Source organism: Paenibacillus sp. TY11 (assembly GCF_059772165.1).
In genome coordinates this window covers 118486-137770 of the sequence record NZ_JCBAIQ010000005.1, presented here as the reverse complement: position 1 = coordinate 137770, position 19285 = coordinate 118486, and the positions used below count along the sequence as shown (strand labels likewise).

20 protein-coding genes are annotated in these 19285 nt (G+C 47.3%); 6 read left to right on the top strand and 14 right to left on the bottom strand.

All coding sequences use genetic code 11. From position 1 onward, the window contains the following. The first annotated feature begins 191 nt into the window (after positions 1 to 191). Positions 192 to 308, top strand: coding sequence for a hypothetical protein (locus AC6EJC_RS06975; RefSeq protein ID WP_013372853.1), 117 nt, complete (start codon positions 192 to 194; stop codon positions 306 to 308). 118 nt (positions 309 to 426) lie between these two features. Here AC6EJC_RS06975 and AC6EJC_RS06970 read toward each other — a convergent pair whose 3' ends face one another. The 5 genes from AC6EJC_RS06970 to AC6EJC_RS06950 all read right to left on the bottom strand — a co-directional run bounded on the left by AC6EJC_RS06970 (position 427) and on the right by AC6EJC_RS06950 (position 5209). After that, positions 427 to 1650 (bottom strand): ABC transporter permease, encoded by a 1224-nt coding sequence (locus AC6EJC_RS06970; RefSeq protein WP_444953320.1) that lies wholly within the window; start codon positions 1648 to 1650, stop codon positions 427 to 429. A gap of 2 nt (positions 1651 to 1652) precedes the next feature. Further along, positions 1653 to 2399: an ABC transporter ATP-binding protein gene (locus AC6EJC_RS06965; RefSeq protein WP_013311782.1), complete on the bottom strand. Its 747-nt coding sequence runs from the start codon at positions 2397 to 2399 to the stop codon at positions 1653 to 1655. Between the two features lie 18 nt (positions 2400 to 2417). Continuing rightward, the gene (locus AC6EJC_RS06960; RefSeq protein WP_444953319.1) at positions 2418 to 3809 is read right to left on the bottom strand and encodes a DEAD/DEAH box helicase; all 1392 of its coding nucleotides are present in this window, start codon (positions 3807 to 3809) and stop codon (positions 2418 to 2420) included. A gap of 122 nt (positions 3810 to 3931) precedes the next feature. Further along, positions 3932 to 4711: an SDR family NAD(P)-dependent oxidoreductase gene (locus AC6EJC_RS06955; protein ID WP_444953318.1), complete on the bottom strand. Its 780-nt coding sequence runs from the start codon at positions 4709 to 4711 to the stop codon at positions 3932 to 3934. Positions 4712 to 4750: 39 nt separating this feature from the next. Next, positions 4751 to 5209, bottom strand: coding sequence for a chemotaxis protein CheX (locus tag AC6EJC_RS06950; RefSeq protein ID WP_444953317.1), 459 nt, complete (start codon positions 5207 to 5209; stop codon positions 4751 to 4753). Positions 5210 to 5637: 428 nt separating this feature from the next. Between AC6EJC_RS06950 and AC6EJC_RS06945 the strand changes: the two genes are divergently transcribed. The 3 genes from AC6EJC_RS06945 (at position 5638) to AC6EJC_RS06935 (ending at position 8375) form a co-directional block, all read left to right on the top strand. Continuing rightward, positions 5638 to 6540 (top strand): LysR family transcriptional regulator, encoded by a 903-nt coding sequence (locus AC6EJC_RS06945; protein WP_023990132.1) that lies wholly within the window; start codon positions 5638 to 5640, stop codon positions 6538 to 6540. A gap of 60 nt (positions 6541 to 6600) precedes the next feature. Further along, positions 6601 to 7410 (top strand): histidinol-phosphatase, encoded by an 810-nt coding sequence (locus AC6EJC_RS06940; RefSeq protein ID WP_444953316.1) that lies wholly within the window; start codon positions 6601 to 6603, stop codon positions 7408 to 7410. 224 nt (positions 7411 to 7634) lie between these two features. After that, positions 7635 to 8375, top strand: coding sequence for a GTP pyrophosphokinase (locus tag AC6EJC_RS06935; protein ID WP_444953315.1), 741 nt, complete (start codon positions 7635 to 7637; stop codon positions 8373 to 8375). Between the two features lie 120 nt (positions 8376 to 8495). Here AC6EJC_RS06935 and AC6EJC_RS06930 read toward each other — a convergent pair whose 3' ends face one another. Next, the gene (locus AC6EJC_RS06930) at positions 8496 to 9305 is read right to left on the bottom strand and encodes a Cof-type HAD-IIB family hydrolase (RefSeq protein ID WP_444953314.1); all 810 of its coding nucleotides are present in this window, start codon (positions 9303 to 9305) and stop codon (positions 8496 to 8498) included. Continuing rightward, positions 9302 to 10078, bottom strand: coding sequence for a DeoR/GlpR family DNA-binding transcription regulator (locus AC6EJC_RS06925; RefSeq protein ID WP_444953313.1), 777 nt, complete (start codon positions 10076 to 10078; stop codon positions 9302 to 9304). Before AC6EJC_RS06925 ends, AC6EJC_RS06930 begins: the two co-directional genes overlap by 4 nt. 192 nt (positions 10079 to 10270) lie before the next feature. Between AC6EJC_RS06925 and AC6EJC_RS06920 the strand changes: the two genes are divergently transcribed. Continuing rightward, positions 10271 to 11158 carry an NAD-dependent epimerase/dehydratase family protein gene (locus AC6EJC_RS06920; RefSeq protein WP_444953312.1) on the top strand — a complete coding sequence of 296 codons (888 nt, stop codon included), beginning with the start codon at positions 10271 to 10273 and terminating at the stop codon, positions 11156 to 11158. A gap of 197 nt (positions 11159 to 11355) precedes the next feature. On the opposite strand, the gene AC6EJC_RS06915 is transcribed toward AC6EJC_RS06920, so the two are convergent. The 7 genes from AC6EJC_RS06915 to AC6EJC_RS06885 form a co-directional block, all read right to left on the bottom strand. Then, positions 11356 to 11964 carry a GNAT family N-acetyltransferase gene (locus tag AC6EJC_RS06915; RefSeq protein WP_444953311.1) on the bottom strand — a complete coding sequence of 203 codons (609 nt, stop codon included), beginning with the start codon at positions 11962 to 11964 and terminating at the stop codon, positions 11356 to 11358. Positions 11965 to 12015: 51 nt separating this feature from the next. Then, the gene (locus tag AC6EJC_RS06910) at positions 12016 to 12756 is read right to left on the bottom strand and encodes a metallophosphoesterase family protein (protein ID WP_444953310.1); all 741 of its coding nucleotides are present in this window, start codon (positions 12754 to 12756) and stop codon (positions 12016 to 12018) included. Between the two features lie 105 nt (positions 12757 to 12861). Then, positions 12862 to 13806: a metallophosphoesterase gene (locus tag AC6EJC_RS06905; protein WP_444953309.1), complete on the bottom strand. Its 945-nt coding sequence runs from the start codon at positions 13804 to 13806 to the stop codon at positions 12862 to 12864. Positions 13807 to 13869: 63 nt separating this feature from the next. Beyond that, positions 13870 to 14679 (bottom strand): AAC(3) family N-acetyltransferase, encoded by an 810-nt coding sequence (locus AC6EJC_RS06900; RefSeq protein ID WP_444953308.1) that lies wholly within the window; start codon positions 14677 to 14679, stop codon positions 13870 to 13872. Positions 14680 to 14851: 172 nt separating this feature from the next. Next, a complete protein-coding gene (sdhB, locus tag AC6EJC_RS06895) occupies positions 14852 to 15619 on the bottom strand; it encodes a succinate dehydrogenase iron-sulfur subunit (RefSeq protein WP_444953307.1) in 768 nt (255 codons plus the stop codon). A gap of 20 nt (positions 15620 to 15639) precedes the next feature. Then, the gene (gene sdhA / locus AC6EJC_RS06890; RefSeq protein WP_444953306.1) at positions 15640 to 17385 is read right to left on the bottom strand and encodes a succinate dehydrogenase flavoprotein subunit; all 1746 of its coding nucleotides are present in this window, start codon (positions 17383 to 17385) and stop codon (positions 15640 to 15642) included. Positions 17386 to 17478: 93 nt separating this feature from the next. Then, positions 17479 to 18153, bottom strand: coding sequence for a succinate dehydrogenase cytochrome b558 subunit (locus tag AC6EJC_RS06885; RefSeq protein ID WP_103050010.1), 675 nt, complete (start codon positions 18151 to 18153; stop codon positions 17479 to 17481). Between the two features lie 226 nt (positions 18154 to 18379). Between AC6EJC_RS06885 and AC6EJC_RS06880 the strand changes: the two genes are divergently transcribed. Then, positions 18380 to 19285 carry a LysR family transcriptional regulator gene (locus AC6EJC_RS06880; RefSeq protein WP_444953305.1) on the top strand — a complete coding sequence of 302 codons (906 nt, stop codon included), beginning with the start codon at positions 18380 to 18382 and terminating at the stop codon, positions 19283 to 19285.

Below are 19285 nucleotides of genomic sequence, written 5' to 3'. Positions count from 1 at the left end.
TTCCAAGTGATAATGATTGCGTACTTCTTCTATTCTCGATAATACGTGTCTTTTCCTCTCTCCTCCCCTACATCTGATGAAAAATATAAGGCGATTCGGCAACACACCTGAGCATTGGCCCACGCAATCTGAAAATCCACTTCATAAGATACGATGTATCCTTTATCACAATGACCGAGAGGAGAATGAGCATGGGAGCAGAAGAAACAAGAGGCGGTTACGGTGGTTACGGCGCATTCACAAGCACAGGAACAATTCTGGTACTGTTCATTTTATTAGTTATCATCAGCAAAACGATCTTCGTATAAGCAGACGGATATCTGCACCCACGGCTGACGATAGCAGCAAACGTACGAAAAAAGGCTAATTCGCAGACAGCTCTTGCTGCTTGCGAATTAGCCTTTACTTTATCCATACAGATACAGATCACACTTCTTCTTCATCCTGTCCGTCCAAACGCCATTTTTTCGCTTGAGCGCCTCGGAGCAGGAACACTACAACAACTCCCCCCACCAGCGTGAGCAGTGTAGACAGTAGATCTTCCGTCCCTTTTGCCAAAAAAGGAAGCCACAGGACCACAGCAGCCGGCAACGTCAACCGAACAACAAAGTCGAGAAAAGACGCACGACGACTATGCGCAGGAATTGGATATAACTGAAGCCACAACGAATCCTTGTGATACTGCCTTAGTGAAGTAACCTGTACACCAATGAGGAATATGAAAAATAAATATACCGCGATACCAATCCAGCTAGCATGGGTGATATATATAATTAACAAACCCAGAATACCAAGCCGAATGACAATACCTGCTGGCTCTGTACGCAAGAACGTCTTAAACAGCAGGTAACGATACGCTCCCCTTCTGTTCCAAGGTATGTTACCACCCAGCCAGGACAGCCAGCGGCGCGGCGTCACTCTCTGCGTAAGGGCAGGCACATCGACGAACCAACCCAAAGTGCGCATCACTCGAGCGGCCTGCATGCCCTCTGTGCGGATCAGCTTTTCCCAAGCGACTAGCAGCTTGACCGGAAAACGCAGGACAAGCACGTATACCACGCTGACCAATACGATAAATGGCAAGCTGCGTAACGGAGGCTGCCATAGCCATGCGGCTACCATCAGCACAGCCAACACCCACCGCAGCAGACGATAGCCTACACTCCCGCCAACCGATACCATGCGAAGCTCTTGCCAGCCGCCGTAGCTGAATAGCAGCTTCAGCAGCACGAACAGCAGCAGGGTCAGTAGCAGCGGCTTAGGCGCGGCATCACTGCGGATATACAGCGGCCACACGATAATAGACAGCAACAGCAGACCAAATATTTTATACACCACGCCCCGAATCCGACTGGCCTTAAAATAATGGTGCATCGCGTGCTCCTGCGGACGGAGAAAGACAATATCCGCCGCATTCAAATACGTACGAAAGCTCGCATGAGCAATCGGAATAGCTACAATAAGCATGATCCAGCGGATGGGCAAATCCGGCGGAGTATGCATCAGCAGCGACGTGTACCATGCGGCAAAGGCAATCAGCGCAAAGCCGAAAACCACCGCCAGGCCGCTCTGAATGACATAGCCCAGATAAGGCAGCACCTGTCCCCAGAACGCTACACGTCTTTCTTTATGCAAACGTTGCAAATCCATGCTCATTCCCTGCCCTGTACCAGCTCATAAAATGCATCTTCCAGCGGCATGCCCGGCTTACCCGCCTGTGCTGTCACTTCGTCCAGTGTACCCTGTGCAATGATGGCACCCTGATGAAGCACAATGAAACGATCACAATAATTTTCAATCGTGGACAAAATATGAGAGCTGAGCAAAATGGACGAACCCGAACGCTTCATCTCCAACATAAAGTCAAGCAGGGAACGAATACCGAGCGGGTCCAAACCCAAAAAAGGCTCATCTATGACATACAACGGCGGTCCCGCTAAAAATGCGCACATAATCATCACTTTCTGACGCATCCCTTTGGAGAGATGCATCGACATACTTCCGCTCTTATCCCGCATACGGAACAAGTCCAGCATTTGATCACTGCGCGTGCGGAAATCTGCTTCGCTGACTCCGTACGCTCTGGCCGTGAACTCCATATGTTCCATTACCGTCATTTCAGGATACAGTTCTGGAGATTCGGGTACAAAAGCAATGGCTCCCTGATACTCCTCGGGATTCTCATCCTGCTTATGCCCTTGCACGCGAATTTCTCCGGCCTGCGGTGTCATTAGACCCAAAATATGCTTCATGGTCGTGCTTTTCCCGGCCCCGTTCAGACCGATCAGTCCCACCATTTCGCCCGGCTTCACATCCAGCGAAATCTGATGCAGCACCGGGCGCTTGGCGCTGTATCCGCCGGTCAGTCCGTTAATTTGCAACACAGGCTGTTGTTCCATGGCTTCCCCTCTTCTCCCTTACTCGTTCGGTTTTGATCCTTTTTCCTTCAGCCATCTTGGCGCACCCTTGTTTTTACGATCACGCTCGCGCTGTGCTTTTCCTGCTTTGGACAAGGCTGCTCCTTTGCTCTTGCCTGGAGCTGAACCGTTCGCGGAATTCCGACCAGGACGTCCGTTTTCGGCACGAACAGGTGCCTTACGGTTTTCCGCCGATGCTCCGTCAGAAATAGATCTGGCCTCGGCTGGCCTTACAGGTGCCCGCTTGGCATCCGCCGGACGTGGCACGACAACTCGACCTCCATGCAACGCACGCTCTGCGATGTCGATGCCCAGTTCGCGGGAGAACTTACGCATGATGAACGTTTCGCGGTCGGTGACAACCGACGCCACCAATCCTTTGCGTCCCATCCGTCCTGTCCGTCCTGCACGGTGAACATAAGCTTGACTATCCGTAGCCGGGTCAAAATGAATGACCATTTCAAGTCCCTCAATATCCAGACCACGGGCTGCCACATCGGAAGCGACCAGCACTTTGAGCTTGTCCTCACGGAATCGGGCCAACACGTTGCTGCGTGTAACTTTATCCGCATCTCCATACAAGGATGCCGTAGTCAGCCCCATATGCTTGAGCTTGGCCTCAATCTCCCCGATGGCATTCGTTGTATTCACGAACACCAGCGCTTTTCTCGGATTAAAATGACGTACCAGACGGCGCAGCATATCCACCTTATCCCGTTCTTCGGATACAAAGTAATAGTGTTCCAGTCCACTGGCCGTCTTCTGGTCGGGATCAATCCCGATTTCTACGTAATCATGCATCTCCCGTTTCGCCAGCGACTGAATCTCATCGTTCAGCGTTGCGGACAGGAATACCAATTGACGATCACGTTGGGCGGTGCCCAATATGTTTGTCACATCGCCTGCTCCGCCGAGCTGGAACATCTGATCCACCTCATCGATGACAATGGCTGTAATATTGTGCATTTTCAACTTTTTCGAAGCGATGAGTTCCCGTACACGTCCTGGTGTGCCCACGACAAGCTGTGGATGATCCTTTAGCTTTTCGATTTGACGTTTGATTGCCGCTCCACCAATCAGACCGAGCACACGGATTCCGCGATGCTCTCCATAGCGCTGACCCTCACGTACAATTTGCATTGCCAGCTCCTGGCTTGGAGCCAGTATCAGCTTTTGCGTAGCCTTTTTCTGTGGGTCAATCGCTTGCAACAGTGGAAGCAAATAAGCCAGTGTCTTACCTGTGCCAGTTTGCGAGCGCGCCAATACATGCTTTCCCTTCATTATTTCCGGTATAGCCTCTGCCTGAACCGGCGAAGGCTGTGTAATTTCATGCTCAGCCAGTTTGTTCAACAGATCTTGTTCAACGCCGAGCGATTCAAAATTCAATGTCATGAAAAGGTCCAACCCCTATACGTAAATTCGTTACTCTCCATTATATGCGAAAATAGCCCTGTTACCAAATCACAAAAATAAAAGATGTCCCTCACCATGCCTAATGGCTTACGGGACATCTTTTATTTCTTATTCATCACACCATGACCCAGCCTGTCGGTTAGTCTGGGAGCTAACTGATAAAGCTTGAGAAAAGGAGATACCCATCGTGGCAGATTGACCTCCTCCTTACGAAGCTCCATCGCTCTTACGATATGTTGTGCTACCTTATCTGGTTTTAGCATAAACCAGCCTACATTCCGAACATACCCTCCTGAAGGATCTGCAAGATCAAAAAACGGCGTGTCGATCGGCCCGGGGTTAATCGTCGTTACAGTCACTCCACTCCCGCGCAGCTCTTGCCGGAGCGCATTGCTGAAACCGAGCAACGCATGCTTTGTTGCCGTGTAGGAAGCCGATTTGGCTGTCCCGATTTTCCCGGCCATCGATGCTACATTAACAATCTGTCCATGGCCCCGCTCTGTCATTTGCGGTAGAAACGCCTTGATGCAGCGAACAACCCCCAAGTAGTTCACGTCCATCATTTGTTCAAATTCCGTCAGGTCGGTTTCATGAAAATACTCAAACTTTCCGTAGCCCGCATTGTTGAGCAATATATCGACCCGTCCGTACTGTTCCAATACACGTGCAGCAACAGCCTCTACCTGTTCCTGGCGGGTGACGTCCAGTGGGATAAGCTCATGCCTGCCGCTAATTCCCGCAGATACTTGCTTCAGTCGCTCCTGCGAGCGTGCTGTTAAAATAGGAATCGCACCCTTTTCGCTCAACAACTGTGCGCAAAGGGCGCCAATCCCACTGGATGCACCTGTAATCACAACTACCTTATCCTGCAATATACTCACGGTCATCCCTCCACATTAAAGAAACTTGCTCCTTTAATATTATGAGATCATCACCTGAATATCCAGCTCACCGATTCCTTCCACCGTAAGCGGAATATAAAGGGCACGCTGTGGCACAAAAGTGGTCAAGTTTTCTGATTTCATGACCTGCGGAGGCGTAATATCCACGACAATTCCCTGACTGGACAAAATCGTACTGGCATTACCACTAATCATATTGCCCAATTCCGAAATTGCGCTTTTTCCCATCTCATCAATTTCAGTCAACACAAATCCGCCCATCATCGCTGATACCATACGTAGCGCCACCTGTTCATTTAGGCCGAACACAATATTTCCGCTAAGCTGTCCGGTCATCCCGATCATAATCCAGATGTAGTCGTCCACCAGCTCGACATTTTTCACACCGAGATTTCCGGGTGAGGGAGATACTTGGATCAATTGTTCAATGACCCGTCGCGCCGACTCCAAAAAAGGATTTATCACTTCTGCCTTCACGATCAAAGCGCCCCTTTACGATGGGCTTTTAGACATACAACAAAAGTCCCATTTAAATTAGAATTTTTTAATTAATATTACTGTAAAACGAAACGATCCTCAATAAAATGCTCTCTCTATCACTTATCGACAGCTGCCCGGTAATTTTTTATAGCTAAACCACAAAAAATGTGAATAATGTCCTATATCTTTACTTCTTACCGGTTTTAGATTGATTATTTTTGAAGTATATCAGGACTTTAGTCTTTATTTCCCAATATACCACACTTTAAGGTGCTCTGCTTCGATTCATTGCCCTTCCTGCCCGAATAACCTATAATTTAATGAAATAAAGCATAACGACGGTTTTACATATGAACATGTGGATTGGCTAAAAATACTCAGTCTATATAGCTGCGATAAAATTAAGAAAAGAGAGGAGGAACTTCATGAACATCAGTCAACTTGAAACGCTTATCATGATTTCCAAAACGATGAGCTTCCGCAAAGCCGGAGAACTTCTCAATTTGACGCAGCCGGCGGTGTCCGCCCAAATCAAAAGTTTGGAGGATGAGTTCAAAACCATTCTGATTGACCGCAACCAGCCTGTCACCCTGACCGACCGGGGAGCTGTTTTTTTGGAGCACGCCGAGCGCATATTAGAGGTTGTTGAGGAATTAAGACAGAAATTGTACGATCTAAACGAAACACCGCAGGGTCATATTGCGCTGGGTACCACAACATCCATCGCCATTCAAATTTTACCACGCGTGCTTTCCTACTTTCAGGATCAGTTCCCTCTCATCAAAACCTCCATTCAATCCATGGCTTCCTCGATGATCTATCAGCAGGTGGAGAACGGACTTATTGATGTTGGCATCGGCTATCTGATCGAACGTAATCCCAATTTAAGCACTTCGGTCCTGTATTACGATTCCTTTGAGCTTGTCGTGTCCCCTACTCATCCGCTGGCTTCGCAACCACATGCTACCATTGAAGCCCTTCGGGAAATTCCGCTCATTCTGCTCTCTCCCGATACGGTAGGGCGAAAATTCGTGGACGATGTATTTAAAAAGCACCAAATTGTGCCCCATGTCGTAATCGAGTTGTCCAGCAGTGAGGAAGTCAAACGGATGGTCGAAATTAATCTCGGTGCTGCCATTATTTCCAGACTATCGGTCACTTCTGAACTGCGTGCAGGCACATTAAAAATGATCCATATTCCCGAGCTGGAAGTTAGTCATCCGGTAGGAGTGATTTATAAATCCGGCCGATATCTAAACTCAGCCATGCAACAATTTTTAAGTGATCTGAAGGGGATGCCGGAGACGAATTTTACCAGTTCTGAATAACGTAATTCGCTATGAACACCATACGAAATATAAACCTTGATTACGAAAGGAAGACAGGCGATGAAATTTGATCTGCACACCCATCATTTCCGCTGCGGTCATGCAGACGGAAACATTCGAGATTACATTGAAGCAGGCATTCAGTCGGGCTTACAAGCGATTGGTATTTCGGACCATTCCCCTTTCCTGGGCAGCGAACAGGATCAGGCTTTTCCGAAAATTTATATGGCAAAATCCCAGCTTGCCGAGTACGTAGAAGAGGTACAACAGCTTAAAAAGGAATACGAAGGCCGCATTGATGTGCTGCTCGGATTGGAGACGGATTATTTTCCTGATTATGCGGAACTGTATCGTTTCACTCTGGCTCCTTATCCATTTGATTACCTCATTGGGTCGATTCACAATGTCGAAGGGGACAGCATTTTTAACCGTAACCGTTGGAAAAAATTAAGTGACGCTCGTAAAATCGAGGTCAAGCAAGCCTACTATTCGCTCATTCAGGAATCTGCACGAAGCGGCATGTTTCAGATCTTAGGCCATATTGACGCAATGAAGGGGAATTTCCCTGCCTTTTCAGACATCCCTGCCGATGAAGCCATTGACGAAACCTTGCGGGTGATTGCGGAATCCAATGTGGCGATTGAAATTAACACTTCGGGTAAAACCAAGCTGAGTGGCGGATGGTACCCGTCTGCTTCTATTTTAGAAAGAGCGCACCATTTTGGTGTGGAGGTCACTTTTGGTTCGGATGCCCATAAGCCTTCGCGAGTAGGCGATGATTGGGAAGAAGTAAAAGCGATGCTGAAGGATATCGGCTTCCGGGAATGGGTTTATTTTAAAGAAAAACGTAGAATTCCGGTGACACTTTAAAATTTATTTAGGGTGTGAATTGCCGCTCCGCAAATCATTTGATCTTACGATCGCTGTTGCAATGGGATTCTTCGAAATTGTAAATTATAAGGTAATAATCCCATTGCAAAGGCGAACGCTAGCGCTTCTCCAGATTCAAATCCTTCGCTCCGCTACCAACCATCTTAAACCGTACAGCTCCATTATTTTAAATTAACGACATCTATGTGTGAGGAGAATTACATATGCATTTGGAAGATCCTATGGACAAGTTCAAAAAGCTAAAGCATGACATCACGCGATTTATGCTAATCTATAAATTTGCGCTCGACGAAATGGAAACCAAGATTGAAATATTAAAGCAGGAATTTCAAGCGTTACATGATTACAGCCCTATTGAGCACACCAAATCACGCCTTAAATCCCCTGAGAGCATCATGAACAAAATGGTTCGTAAAAATAGCGAGTTATCCCTGGATGCTGTCAAAGATCATATTAAGGATATCGCGGGCTTGCGTATTACTTGCTCTTTTATATCTGATATTTATGATGTCAGTAACATGCTTCAGAGACAGAGTGACTTAAAGGTGCTGGAAATCAAGGATTACATCAAGAATCCCAAGCCGAACGGTTACCAGAGTCTACACTTGCTGGTTCAAGTTCCAGTATTCATGTCGAACTGTGAGGAGCTAGTCTGCGTGGAGGTGCAAATTCGGACCATTGCGATGGATTTCTGGGCAAGCCTGGAGCATAAAATCTTTTATAAATACAACCAGTCTGTTCCCGAAAGCCTGACACGTGAATTAAAGAACGCAGCGGATTCCGCTAATGCGCTCGATCTCCAAATGGAACGGCTGCATCGTGAAATCAAGGAGATTAAAGACGCCCGAGGTGAAGAAGACTCCATGGAAGAGCTTCGGAAGATTATGATTAATAATCAGCAAATTACGGTGCCAGCCAATTTCTTGAAGCTTCTCGGAGAGTAAGATTAGGCAGTGATCTACCGCTATGTGAATGATTTCATCTTATGATCGCTGTTGCAACGGGATTCTCTGGATTGTATAAGCCCTTTAAAGGGTAGAATCCCATTGCAAAGGCGAACGCCTTTAGGTGATGACGTTCTCTTCTAAACTCAAACTTAATCCTTCTTCATCATTGCTGTATGTCACTTGGTTCGCATACTTTTTAACTTCGTCAGGCGCATTCCCCATTGCGATGCCTAGCCCTGCAAATTTCAGCATATCAATATCATTGAAATTATCACCGATTGCCATGATTTCTTCCTTTTTGAAATTATAATGGCTGATTATCTGCTGAATGGCTTTAGATTTAGATGCATCTCCAGACATAATTTCCAGATAAGTGTCTTTTGATTTGTAGATGGTTAGAGCGGCGTTGTCTTTCTTTAATACTTCTTCAAGCTCTTCGATTTGTTCAGTCGGACCTATACAGAGGATTTTATGCACTTCAGGGTTTGTGTTTATGAAGGTTTTAAGGTTCGCCTGAGTAGGCTGAGCCCCTGTGATATCTTGCTCTTGAACAATCCATTCGTTTTGTGGATTTTCAACAACCCATTGATCATGGCTGTAGATGTTAATATGAATGTTTGAGAATTTGCTTTTTACAGCCTCATAAATGCCAATAACATTCTCTTGAGGTAAGCTTTTGCTGAAAATAGTGGTATTGCTCCTACAATCTATTACCAGAGAACCACTGTAGCAAATAATCGGTGAATCGATTTCTAATTCTTTTTGGAGTGGCAAGATTCCACTTGGCATTCTAGCAGAAACAAGGACAAATGGTACACCCAGGTTGGTTGCTTTTTGGACTGCAAGCTTTGTTTTCTCGGTTATAACATGATTAGAATTAATTAAAGTCCCGTCTATGTCACTGAAAACTGCTTTTATCTTTGTCATATTAGCCCCCCTCGAAGTAATCTTTGACTGCCTTTCCCTCCATTAATAAGTCTGATCTCAATGTTATTTTCCTCAAAATGCTTTCTAAAGCTATCTGGTGGCTTTTCATTGGTAATGATCATGTCAATATCACTAAAATTAACACCTTTATAGGAGCTGATTTGATTAAATTTCCGTGAATCTGTCAACAGAATAACCTCTTTTGATCGTTTTGCTACTAAATCTTTGATGACCGCATCTTCAAAGTTTGAAAAATAGATGCCATCCTTTAAAATACCAGCTGCACCAAGAAAAACTTTATCAAAGTAAATATCATTTAACTGAGATGCCACATTAACATCGAAAAAAAAGCGATTTTCAGGATTAAACTTTCCACCTAGCAGGCATATATCGACCTCATTGTTGTTAGATAGTGCTTCTGCATTATCAAGGGAATGAGTATAAACGGTAGAGCTTGTATTGAGATGATCACAAAGAAATTTTACTGTCGTTGAGACGTCCAGAAAACAAAGGTCACCTTTGTTGATATAAGAGGCAGCTATTTTTCCAATTTTATATTTATCTTCAGAAGAAGCATTGACTCTTTCCTTATATGCTTTTATTTTGTCCTTAAACTGAGGTAAAGCAATACCTCCATGGGTTCGTATCGCAGCACCTTCATCCACTAATTTAATAAAATCCCGCCGGGCAGTGTCTCTGGAAATACCGAGCATATCGCATATCTCCTGATTCGAAATCATCTTTTCTTCCTGAAGCCTCTCAAGAATTTTCACTAACCTTTCTTCTTGATAAATAAGTACCACCTCCATAAATCAATTATAAGCATTATTGCACGATTTGTTAAGTGATATTAAGTATTTATTGTAAGTAGTATGTACTTATCTATTTATCGCATCGTATCCTTTGCATCCTTATTTACGTCTACCCTATATAATGAAAACCAGTTCATAAGGAGTGATTAAAGAATGAGAAAAGTACTGGTACTGGGTGGAACGCGTTTTTTTGGCAAAAGACTGGTGGAACGTCTGTTGGAGAATTCCAAAAACTCCGTTACGATCCTCACACGAGGCCAAACAAAAGATTCGTTTGGTGACCGTGTTCAACGGATCTGCGCAGACCGTACCGATTCGCAAGCGCTGGCAGAGGCAGTAGGGGAGCAAGTGTGGGATGTCGTTTATGATAATATTTGCTTTTCTCCAAATGAAGCCAGCGAAGCCTGTCGCATTTTTGATGCTAAAGCCAAGAGGTATATTCTGACCTCCAGTCTATCCGTCTATGATTCGAGCCCGGAAGTTCTGACAGAGAGCATCTTTGACCCTCAGGCTTACCCGGTTCGCAAGGGCGGAAAGGACGATTTTACATATCAGGAGGCTAAACGGCAGGCAGAAGCAGTTTTTATGCAACAAGCTACGTTCCCTGTAGTCGCTGTTCGTTTTCCGATTGTATTGGGGACAGATGATTATACGAAAAGACTTCATTTTCATATCGAACATATTCGTGAAGGAAAAGAAATCGGAGTACCTAATTCTGCAGCACATATCTCATTTATTCGTTCCGATGAAGCCGCAGATTTTCTGCTTTGGCTCGGTCACGCTCATTTGACAGGCCCTGTAAATGCTTGCTCCGACGGTACAGTAAGGATTGGAGATATCATTTCGATCATTGAGCAGACAACGGGAAAACAAGCTGTGATGAAAGAAAAAACAGCAGACGAGCACATGTCTCCATTCGGTATTACACAATCGTGGTACATAGATACGTCCAAAGCCCAATCAGAGGGGTACTCATTTCTCTCCCTAAACGAATGGCTTCCAGAGCTGGTAATCAGCCTGAACCGTTCCTATGAATCATAACAATAACCTGTAATCGTAAATAGCTATAATTGTAAGTAACTGCAATAGAAACAAGACAAAAAAAGAGGACCCGAAGCTTCGGGTCCCAGCAACATATATTATTCAAAAGGGGGTCATGTCTGTATTGTACCCGTCCTGTGTTAGAGTTGTTTTGCAGTTATATTTCATCTTTGTAACAAAATATTCCATTGCCATTTCTAAGCATAATCCCCTTGGGTCATCGAAAACACCAATACACTCGGCACCTTTCCTGAGTGATCATAGGCACCGATTGTACGTAGCAGGCGCATCTTATTTTTAATAAGCACGCGCACGGAAGCCTGATTATCCTCTTGGCAACGACTTTCGATCCGCCTGAGCTTCAAAGACCCGAAACCAAATTTCAGCATTTCTCCCACGACTTCTGTAGCCAGTCCCTGTCCCCAGAAAGGACGATCTAGAATATAGCCCAGTTGCGCCTCACCTGTTCTTTCATTCCATTGCTGAAAAGAAACGATGCCGAGCAACGGCGAGGAGGTAAGTTCGTTGGATTCACCAAGTAGATTGCTTTCTCCTGTATTTCTCCGATGCCATTCCACCGCAAAATGCAGGGAATCCAGTGAATCAGCAGATATTTTAATTTGCGCAACCAGACGCCGCATTCGTGCATAGACTGGCTTGCGAATTCGATTCACATATTGGATCACCAATGGATCGGATAGGATCCGTTCCAGCGCGGGATAATCCTCCGCTCTTAGCTGGCGCAATCGGACTCGGTGAGCGTAAAGCTCCGGCAGCCCGAGACGAAGCATTTCTCTGGTCAGCACAATGTTCCCTCCTGCGGATGGATTGGCTTTTAGAAATGAATGTTTCCATACTTAATCCAGGTCCTGAATTCCCCGGTAAATTCCTGTACGCAGCTCTCGAATATAATACGGCAAAGAAGGCACAGCAGCTTCCTCCGCTTGTTTTACCGCCAGTTCTATATCATAAGGTACACGTACAAAATGAATGGAGAAGGACGTAGGCTGCTCCTCTCCCATCTCCCCCTCTAAAATGCAGTAGGAAGCCTGCGTAACATCCAACGGATTCCCGACACTCCCGACGTTAAAAAGTGTTTTCCCCTGAAAATGCTGGATAAAAGCATTGTGCACATCACCATATCCCACGACATCTGGAGCAAAAGCAACTTTTCCATTCTCTTCTGCTAACGGATCGAACATGGCAAGTCTTTTTTCCGGCTCATCCCATGGCTGCACGCGGTGATACACACTTTGCGGCGAGGCATGCACCAAGCGGATACGGCGTCCGCTCATTCTGAAATCATAATGAAACGGTAACTGTGCCAAATACTGCACTCGTTCTGCACCCAAGCGTTCGGCTTGCCAGCTAAAATTGAGATCATCCGTCATACTAACCAACTCATCCCAATTCCCCCGCACGACCACTTCACAATGTTGACGGACAGCATCCAGAACCTCGCATGGGCTAGGCCCTTTGCCGATCAGATCCCCCAAACAAAACACACGGCTAATGCCTCGGGAAGCAATATCCTCCAGCACCGCCTCACAGGCAGGCCAATTGCCATGAATATCTGAAATGACAGCAATACGATCCATCTGAACCTCACTCCTTTGTCCGAAACGACTACGTCCCTACTACACTACATTCAGCCATCTTTATGTAGTTCCAAAATATGATGAAGATGAAAAAAAGATCATGACCTATTGGCCGGAGATTAGCGTAATGACACTAATCTCCGGTCTGCACAGCACGCGAATCGGCAGATGTGTCATGCCAATGCCTCGGCTGACATACAGCGGCATTCTCTCCGTTCCCACATGAAATAATCCCTGGATGTACTTGCGTCCACCCGGAGGCGGCATCGGCGCTCCGATGACAGGCAAACGGACCTGTCCTCCATGCGTATGTCCCGACAGTTGAAGATCAAAGGACATTCGCGCCGCCACATCTGCATAATCCGGCTCATGCATCAGCAGCAGCTTGCACATCTCATCAGGTAATCCATGGATGGCACGCTGCGGATTGGGCTTGCCCATGATGTTATCCTCTAACCCGACAATGGCCACACGCTGTCCCGCACGCTCCACAATCGCATGCTCGTTTCTCAGCAACGTAAATCCAGTTTTCGGATATAATTCCTGGACGCCGGCTGGTAAACCTCTATAATCATGATTGCCCAGAATGGCAAATTTGCCAAGTGTGGCGTGCATGGAAGCCATAACTGGAACAGCAGCCTTCATGGATACCGCATAGTCATCCACAATATCGCCTGTAAAACAGAGCAAATCTGGCTCCAGACCTGCGATCCGGTCGGCAAGCTCGCGCAGATCCTGCTCATCCATGTGAAAGCCCAAGTGCACATCACTGAAATGTACGACCCTGATTCCGTCAAAAGCAGACGGAAGACGAGGGAGAGACAAGTTGAAGCGTGTAATCTCCAAATGATTAGGCTCCCATAAGGAAGCATATCCTCCAGCCAGAAGCGCGGTTCCTGCTGTAGCTAAAGCTGCTTTTTTCAAAAAATGGCGGCGCGAAGGATTGGCTGGTTCATTTGAAATGGAACGCCGCGAAGAACCGGGAGGGATAGCGGCCCCCTGATGCGGGCCATCCTGACTCTCGCGGCGGGTTTGCGGCGTCTTCTCCATATGCGTTCCCCCTTGCGATCTATTCCTCTATCTCACTTTTTAGAAATTCTTTGTCCAGAAGCTTTAGCGATTGGTGGACAACCACTGCTCCGCATAATCTACCAAATCACGTTGCCTCGCGAAAAAACATGAAGCCTCTCCGATGTTCACCCGCGTGAAGGCTGAGGGACAGTCCCGTTCAAAATCAAGTCCCAGCTTCTCAAAATCATCTGAGGTAATATTAAAATCCTGAAAAGATACCCACGCTTTTGCCCCGTCCACCATCATAGGGGCTTGATGCATGATCACTTCACGTCCATGATAGGGTGTTCGATATTCCGCCAAATGCAAGGACGTGTTGCTGTCATGTCCGCAGCCCAACAGCAGTACATAGGCATCTGCCTCGTACAGCTTCGCCAAGGGCGATTGCTCACCCAGCCCAAAATCAAGCTCATGTGCTTCCAGCAAGCCTGAAGCAGCAGGTCCACGTGCCGCCAGAGAAACGTGCGGATGCCCGCTGCGCTCTGTTCCCGGCAGGCCACGGAACGTTTCCACAATGATGCCCATCCCCCCGGTCAGCGTCCAGGCCGGATCATAAGCGGGCATTTCCTCGCGTACCAGTTCCCACCATGACTCATCCAGAGGCGGGTTCATCCAGGTGGACGGATCAGTTAAGTCATGAGACTGTGTCGGCATCACCAGCGTCCCTTCCGGGCCAATCGCTTCGGTTAATGCCGTAAGAATGGCCGAGGCCCCGCCCGGAACATAATTCCCGAAGCTACGCATCGACGAGTGCACAAGCAACGTCATGCCTTCCCGAACTCCTAGCTCCTTTAATCCATTCATTACATCCGACCTGCTAACAGGTCGACTCGTTATCGGTTGTACAGTCACCTGTCCAGCCCCCCTTTCTCCAAAAACGATACACAATACCGTAATTATACCATAACTGCTACCCCGCGCTCCTTCCTCCATGTTACCTTCCAGCTTTCCTGAGCGCAAAAAAACAGGCTTTCTCCGGTTTAGGAAAAAGCCTGTTTTGGTATAACCTATCCGCTGGCTAGTGCTATACAGTTAGCCAGCGCTTGAACATGTGCTTGGTCGTTTCCTTGTTCATTTCGGCAATGGAAGTTGTCAACGGAATGCCTTTCGGGCAAGAACGTACGCAGTTTTGCGAGTTCCCGCAGCCTTCCAGTCCATCATCCTGCATTAATGCATCCAGACGTTCCTCCTGGTTCATTTCCCCTGTCGGATGGCTGTTAAACAAGCGAACCTGAGATATCGCCGCAGGTCCAATGAACGTCGTTTTCTCGTTGACATTCGGGCAAGCTTCCAGACAGACACCGCAGGTCATGCACTTGGACAGCTCATACGCCCATTGACGCTTTTTCTCTGCCATTCTAGGACCAGGACCCAGATCGTAGGTACCGTCAATCGGAATCCACGCCTTGACCTTCTTGAGCGCGTTAAACATCCGGCTGCGATCAATGACCAAATCCCGTACTACCGGGAATGTGCTCATCGGCGCGATCGTAATCGGCTGCTCCAGCTTATCGACGAGCGCTGCACAGGCCTGACGCGGCTTGCCGTTAATCACCATAGAGCATGCTCCGCATACTTCCTCCAGGCAATTCGACTCCCAGCACACCGGAGCCGTCTCTTTACCGTTGCTGTCCACCGGGTTACGCTGAATTTCCATCAGCGCACTAATCACATTCATCCCCGGACGATAAGCCAATTCGAATTCTTCCGTATAGGGACTGGCTTTAGGATCAGCTTGACGGGTCACAACGAACTTCACTATTTTATTCGATTTCATTGCTTGCTCCGACATCTAAATAACACTCCCTTCTGTTATTTGCTCTTGGAATAATCCCGAATGCGCGGCTTGATCAGCGAAACGTCCACCGCTTCATACGAGATTTGTGGTCCTTCCGGTGTCCAGTCCGCAATCGTCGTTTTCAGGAAATCCTCATCGTTGCGATCCGGGAAGTCCGGTTTGTAATGGGCCCCGCGGCTTTCGTTGCGCAGTAGCGCCCCTTTGGTCATCGCTTCGGCCAGCTCCATCATATTCCACAGTTGCCGTGTAAACGCCGCACCTGCATTATTCCAACGCGAAGCGTCATTGATGTTAATGTTGGAATAACGCTCCTTCAGCTCCTTGATCTTGTGGATCGTAGCTTCCAGCTTGTCATTATAACGAACCACGGTCATGTTGTTTGTCATCCACTCGCCCAGCTCTTTATGAAGAACATAGGCATTTTCTTTACCGTCCATATGCAAAATACGCTCATACTTCTCCGTCTGCTGATTGACCGCCCCATCAAATATGGAGGAAGCTACATCCTGTGCAGATTTTTTCAAGCCTTTGATATATTCCACAGCCTTCGGTCCAGCCACCATCCCGCCGTAAATGGCTGACAGCAACGAGTTCGCGCCAAGACGGTTCGCTCCGTGATACTGGAATTCACATTCACCAGCAGCGAACAGACCCGGTATATTCGTCATCTGATTGTAATCGACCCACATGCCACCCATTGAATAATGCACAGCCGGGAATATTTTCATTGGGATTTTACGCGGATCGTCACCGACGAATTTTTCATAAATTTCAATAATGCCGCCCAGCTTTACATCCAGCTCTTTCGGGTCCTTGTGGGACAGATCGAGGTACACCATGTTCTCGCCATTAATACCCAGTCCATCATCAACGCATACACTGAATATTTCACGTGTCGCAATATCGCGAGGGACCAGATTTCCGTAAGCCGGATACTTTTCTTCGAGGAAATACCACGGCTTGCCGTCCTTGTACGTCCAAATACGACCGCCCTCTCCCCGTGCCGACTCGGACATGAGACGCAGCTTGTCATCACCTGGAATAGCCGTCGGATGAATCTGGATAAACTCACCGTTCGCATAGCGTACGCCCTGCTGATACACCGCACCGGCAGCCGTGCCCGTATTAATGACGGAATTCGTGGTTTTACCGAAAATAATCCCGGGACCACCGGATGCCAGAATAACTGCATCGGCCGCAAAAGTTTTCACTTCCATCGTACGCAAATCCTGCCCGCAAATCCCTCGACAAATGCCTTCATCATCCAGTACAGCCTGTAAAAATTCCCAGTTCTCATACTTGGTCACCAAACCTGCAGATTCCCAGCGCCGCACCTGCTCGTCAAGTGCGTACAGGAGCTGCTGCCCTGTCGTCGCTCCAGCAAAGGCTGTCCGATGATGCTGAGTACCACCGAAGCGGCGGAAATCCAGCAGTCCTTCCGGTGTCCGGTTAAACATGACGCCCATGCGGTCCATGAGATGGATGATCCCCGGAGCCGCTTCGCACATCGCTTTTACCGGCGGTTGGTTTGCCAGAAAGTCGCCACCATAGACTGAATCGTCAAAGTGAATCCAGGGTGAGTCTCCCTCACCCTTGGTATTTACCGCACCGTTGATGCCGCCTTGAGCACAAACGGAGTGGGACCTTTTGACCGGAACCAAAGAAAATAAATGAACATGAACTCCCGCCTCAGCCGCCTTGATCGTAGCCATTAGACCTGCCAGACCGCCGCCCACGACAATAATGTTGGATGCTGCCATTTCTGCTCACTCCTTTTTTTCAGGGTTTTAACCTAATCCCCTTTTACGATTAAAAATAGAATCTAAACACGATGTATAATTTATATGACTCGTTTACAGTAGCTGTTTAAAGGCGCTGCATTGCACCAAGGCAGTTGCCGTTTCCTGAAATTCCGCGCTGCGGAATGCAAGCAGGGAAGCGATGAAGCCGATAGACACCACTACGAACAGGGTCATACAGATATAGGAAGATACTTTTTGCGCACGTGGCCCCACTGTAATCCCCCAACTGACCATAAATGCCCACAGTCCGTTAGCAAAGTGAAATGATGCCGAAACGACGCTGATTAAATACAGAATGAAATAAACCGGGTTCGTCACAATGCCATGCATTACGCCGCCTAGTTCCTCATGTGTTACATTACCCAGGGCCACCTGAAAGCGTGTGTCGTATACGTGCCAGATAATAAATACAAACGTAATGACGCCGGAAATACGCTGGAACAGAAAGCGCCAGTTACGCGAATAGCCAAACCTTTTGACATTTGGATCAGCCTGATAAGCGATATACAAGCCATAGATTCCGTGGAACAGTAATGGCAAGTAGATGAATAACGTTTCTAGTACAATAACCAGCGGCAAACCATTCAGGAAGGCCACGCTGCGATTAAATCCTTCCTTGCCGCCCTCCACCGCTGTGAAGTTCGTCACCAAATGCTCAACAAAAAATAGAGCCAACGGAATGACGCCAAGAAGTGAATGCAGCTTTCTGGAATAAAATCCTCTCATCTAGGTCATGCTCCCTTCTCCCGATAATAGCGTTTTCAATAGTAATATAACATATAAAATGACAGTTCCCGACAGGAAATGTCCAACAAGGTGTCCCTTAAAAGGAAAAACAAAAGTGTGAACATCTTGTGTCGCTTTCATGTTACTCCTTTTCGGCTTATAATGGAATTGCAATATACGTATTAATTCTTATGTCTTTTTTGCATATAGAGAGGAAGTGGATGATTTGTTTGAGGATTTGAACGCTTTTGCCGTCATTGTCGAGCAGTCCAGCCTGAATAAAGCTTCCAAACTGCTTAATCTGTCCCAACCCGCCCTGTCTCGCAAAATTGCCAAGCTGGAGGAAGAGCTGGGTGTGAATCTCTTTGATCGTCGGGGCAAACGGCTCGAAATTACGTCGACTGGCCGATTTGTTTATACTTTCGCGCTGGAGCAACGGCAACGACAGCTTCGCTTCTTACAAAAGCTGTCCCAGCACAAAAATGAAGCCCAGAGTATGCTTACACTGGGCGCAAGTCTCACGACACTCCAAACGACGCTGCCTACCCTCGTCGAAGCTTTTATGAGCAAGCATCCTCAAACCGAACTGAAGCTACTCACCGGCAAAACTCATGAAATCGTCGCCTTTGTACGCGACAAAAAAGCAGACGCCGGTGTTGTCGGGTCTGCCATTCATGAAGCCGGATTGCGTTGCATTCCGCTATTTGACGATCATTTGGAGTTAGTCGTTCCGATCGGACATGAATTAACGGTCAAGACAGAAACAGCCTCGATGAAAGACCTGCAAGGATTGCCGATGATCATTTTCTCCAAAGGAACCTGGTACCGCAGTCTGACGGACGACTTGTTCCAGCGCAGCGGCATCATGCCGGATATCCGCATGGAAATCGACTCCTTCGAGGCGATTGTACGCCTGCTTCCAACCTGTAAGGCTTCCGCATTGCTGCCCAAATCCTATTTGCGCAGCGAACTGCTGCGGGATAATGGACTAACAGCATTGTACTTGCCCGATTTGAAGGAGACACGCCGAACGACCTCCCTCATTTACTCGGAGACGACCGATCTTGGCCCGACTGCGCGACGCTGGATTAGCGAGATACGTGCGTCGTTTGCAGGCTACCGTATGGTGTAG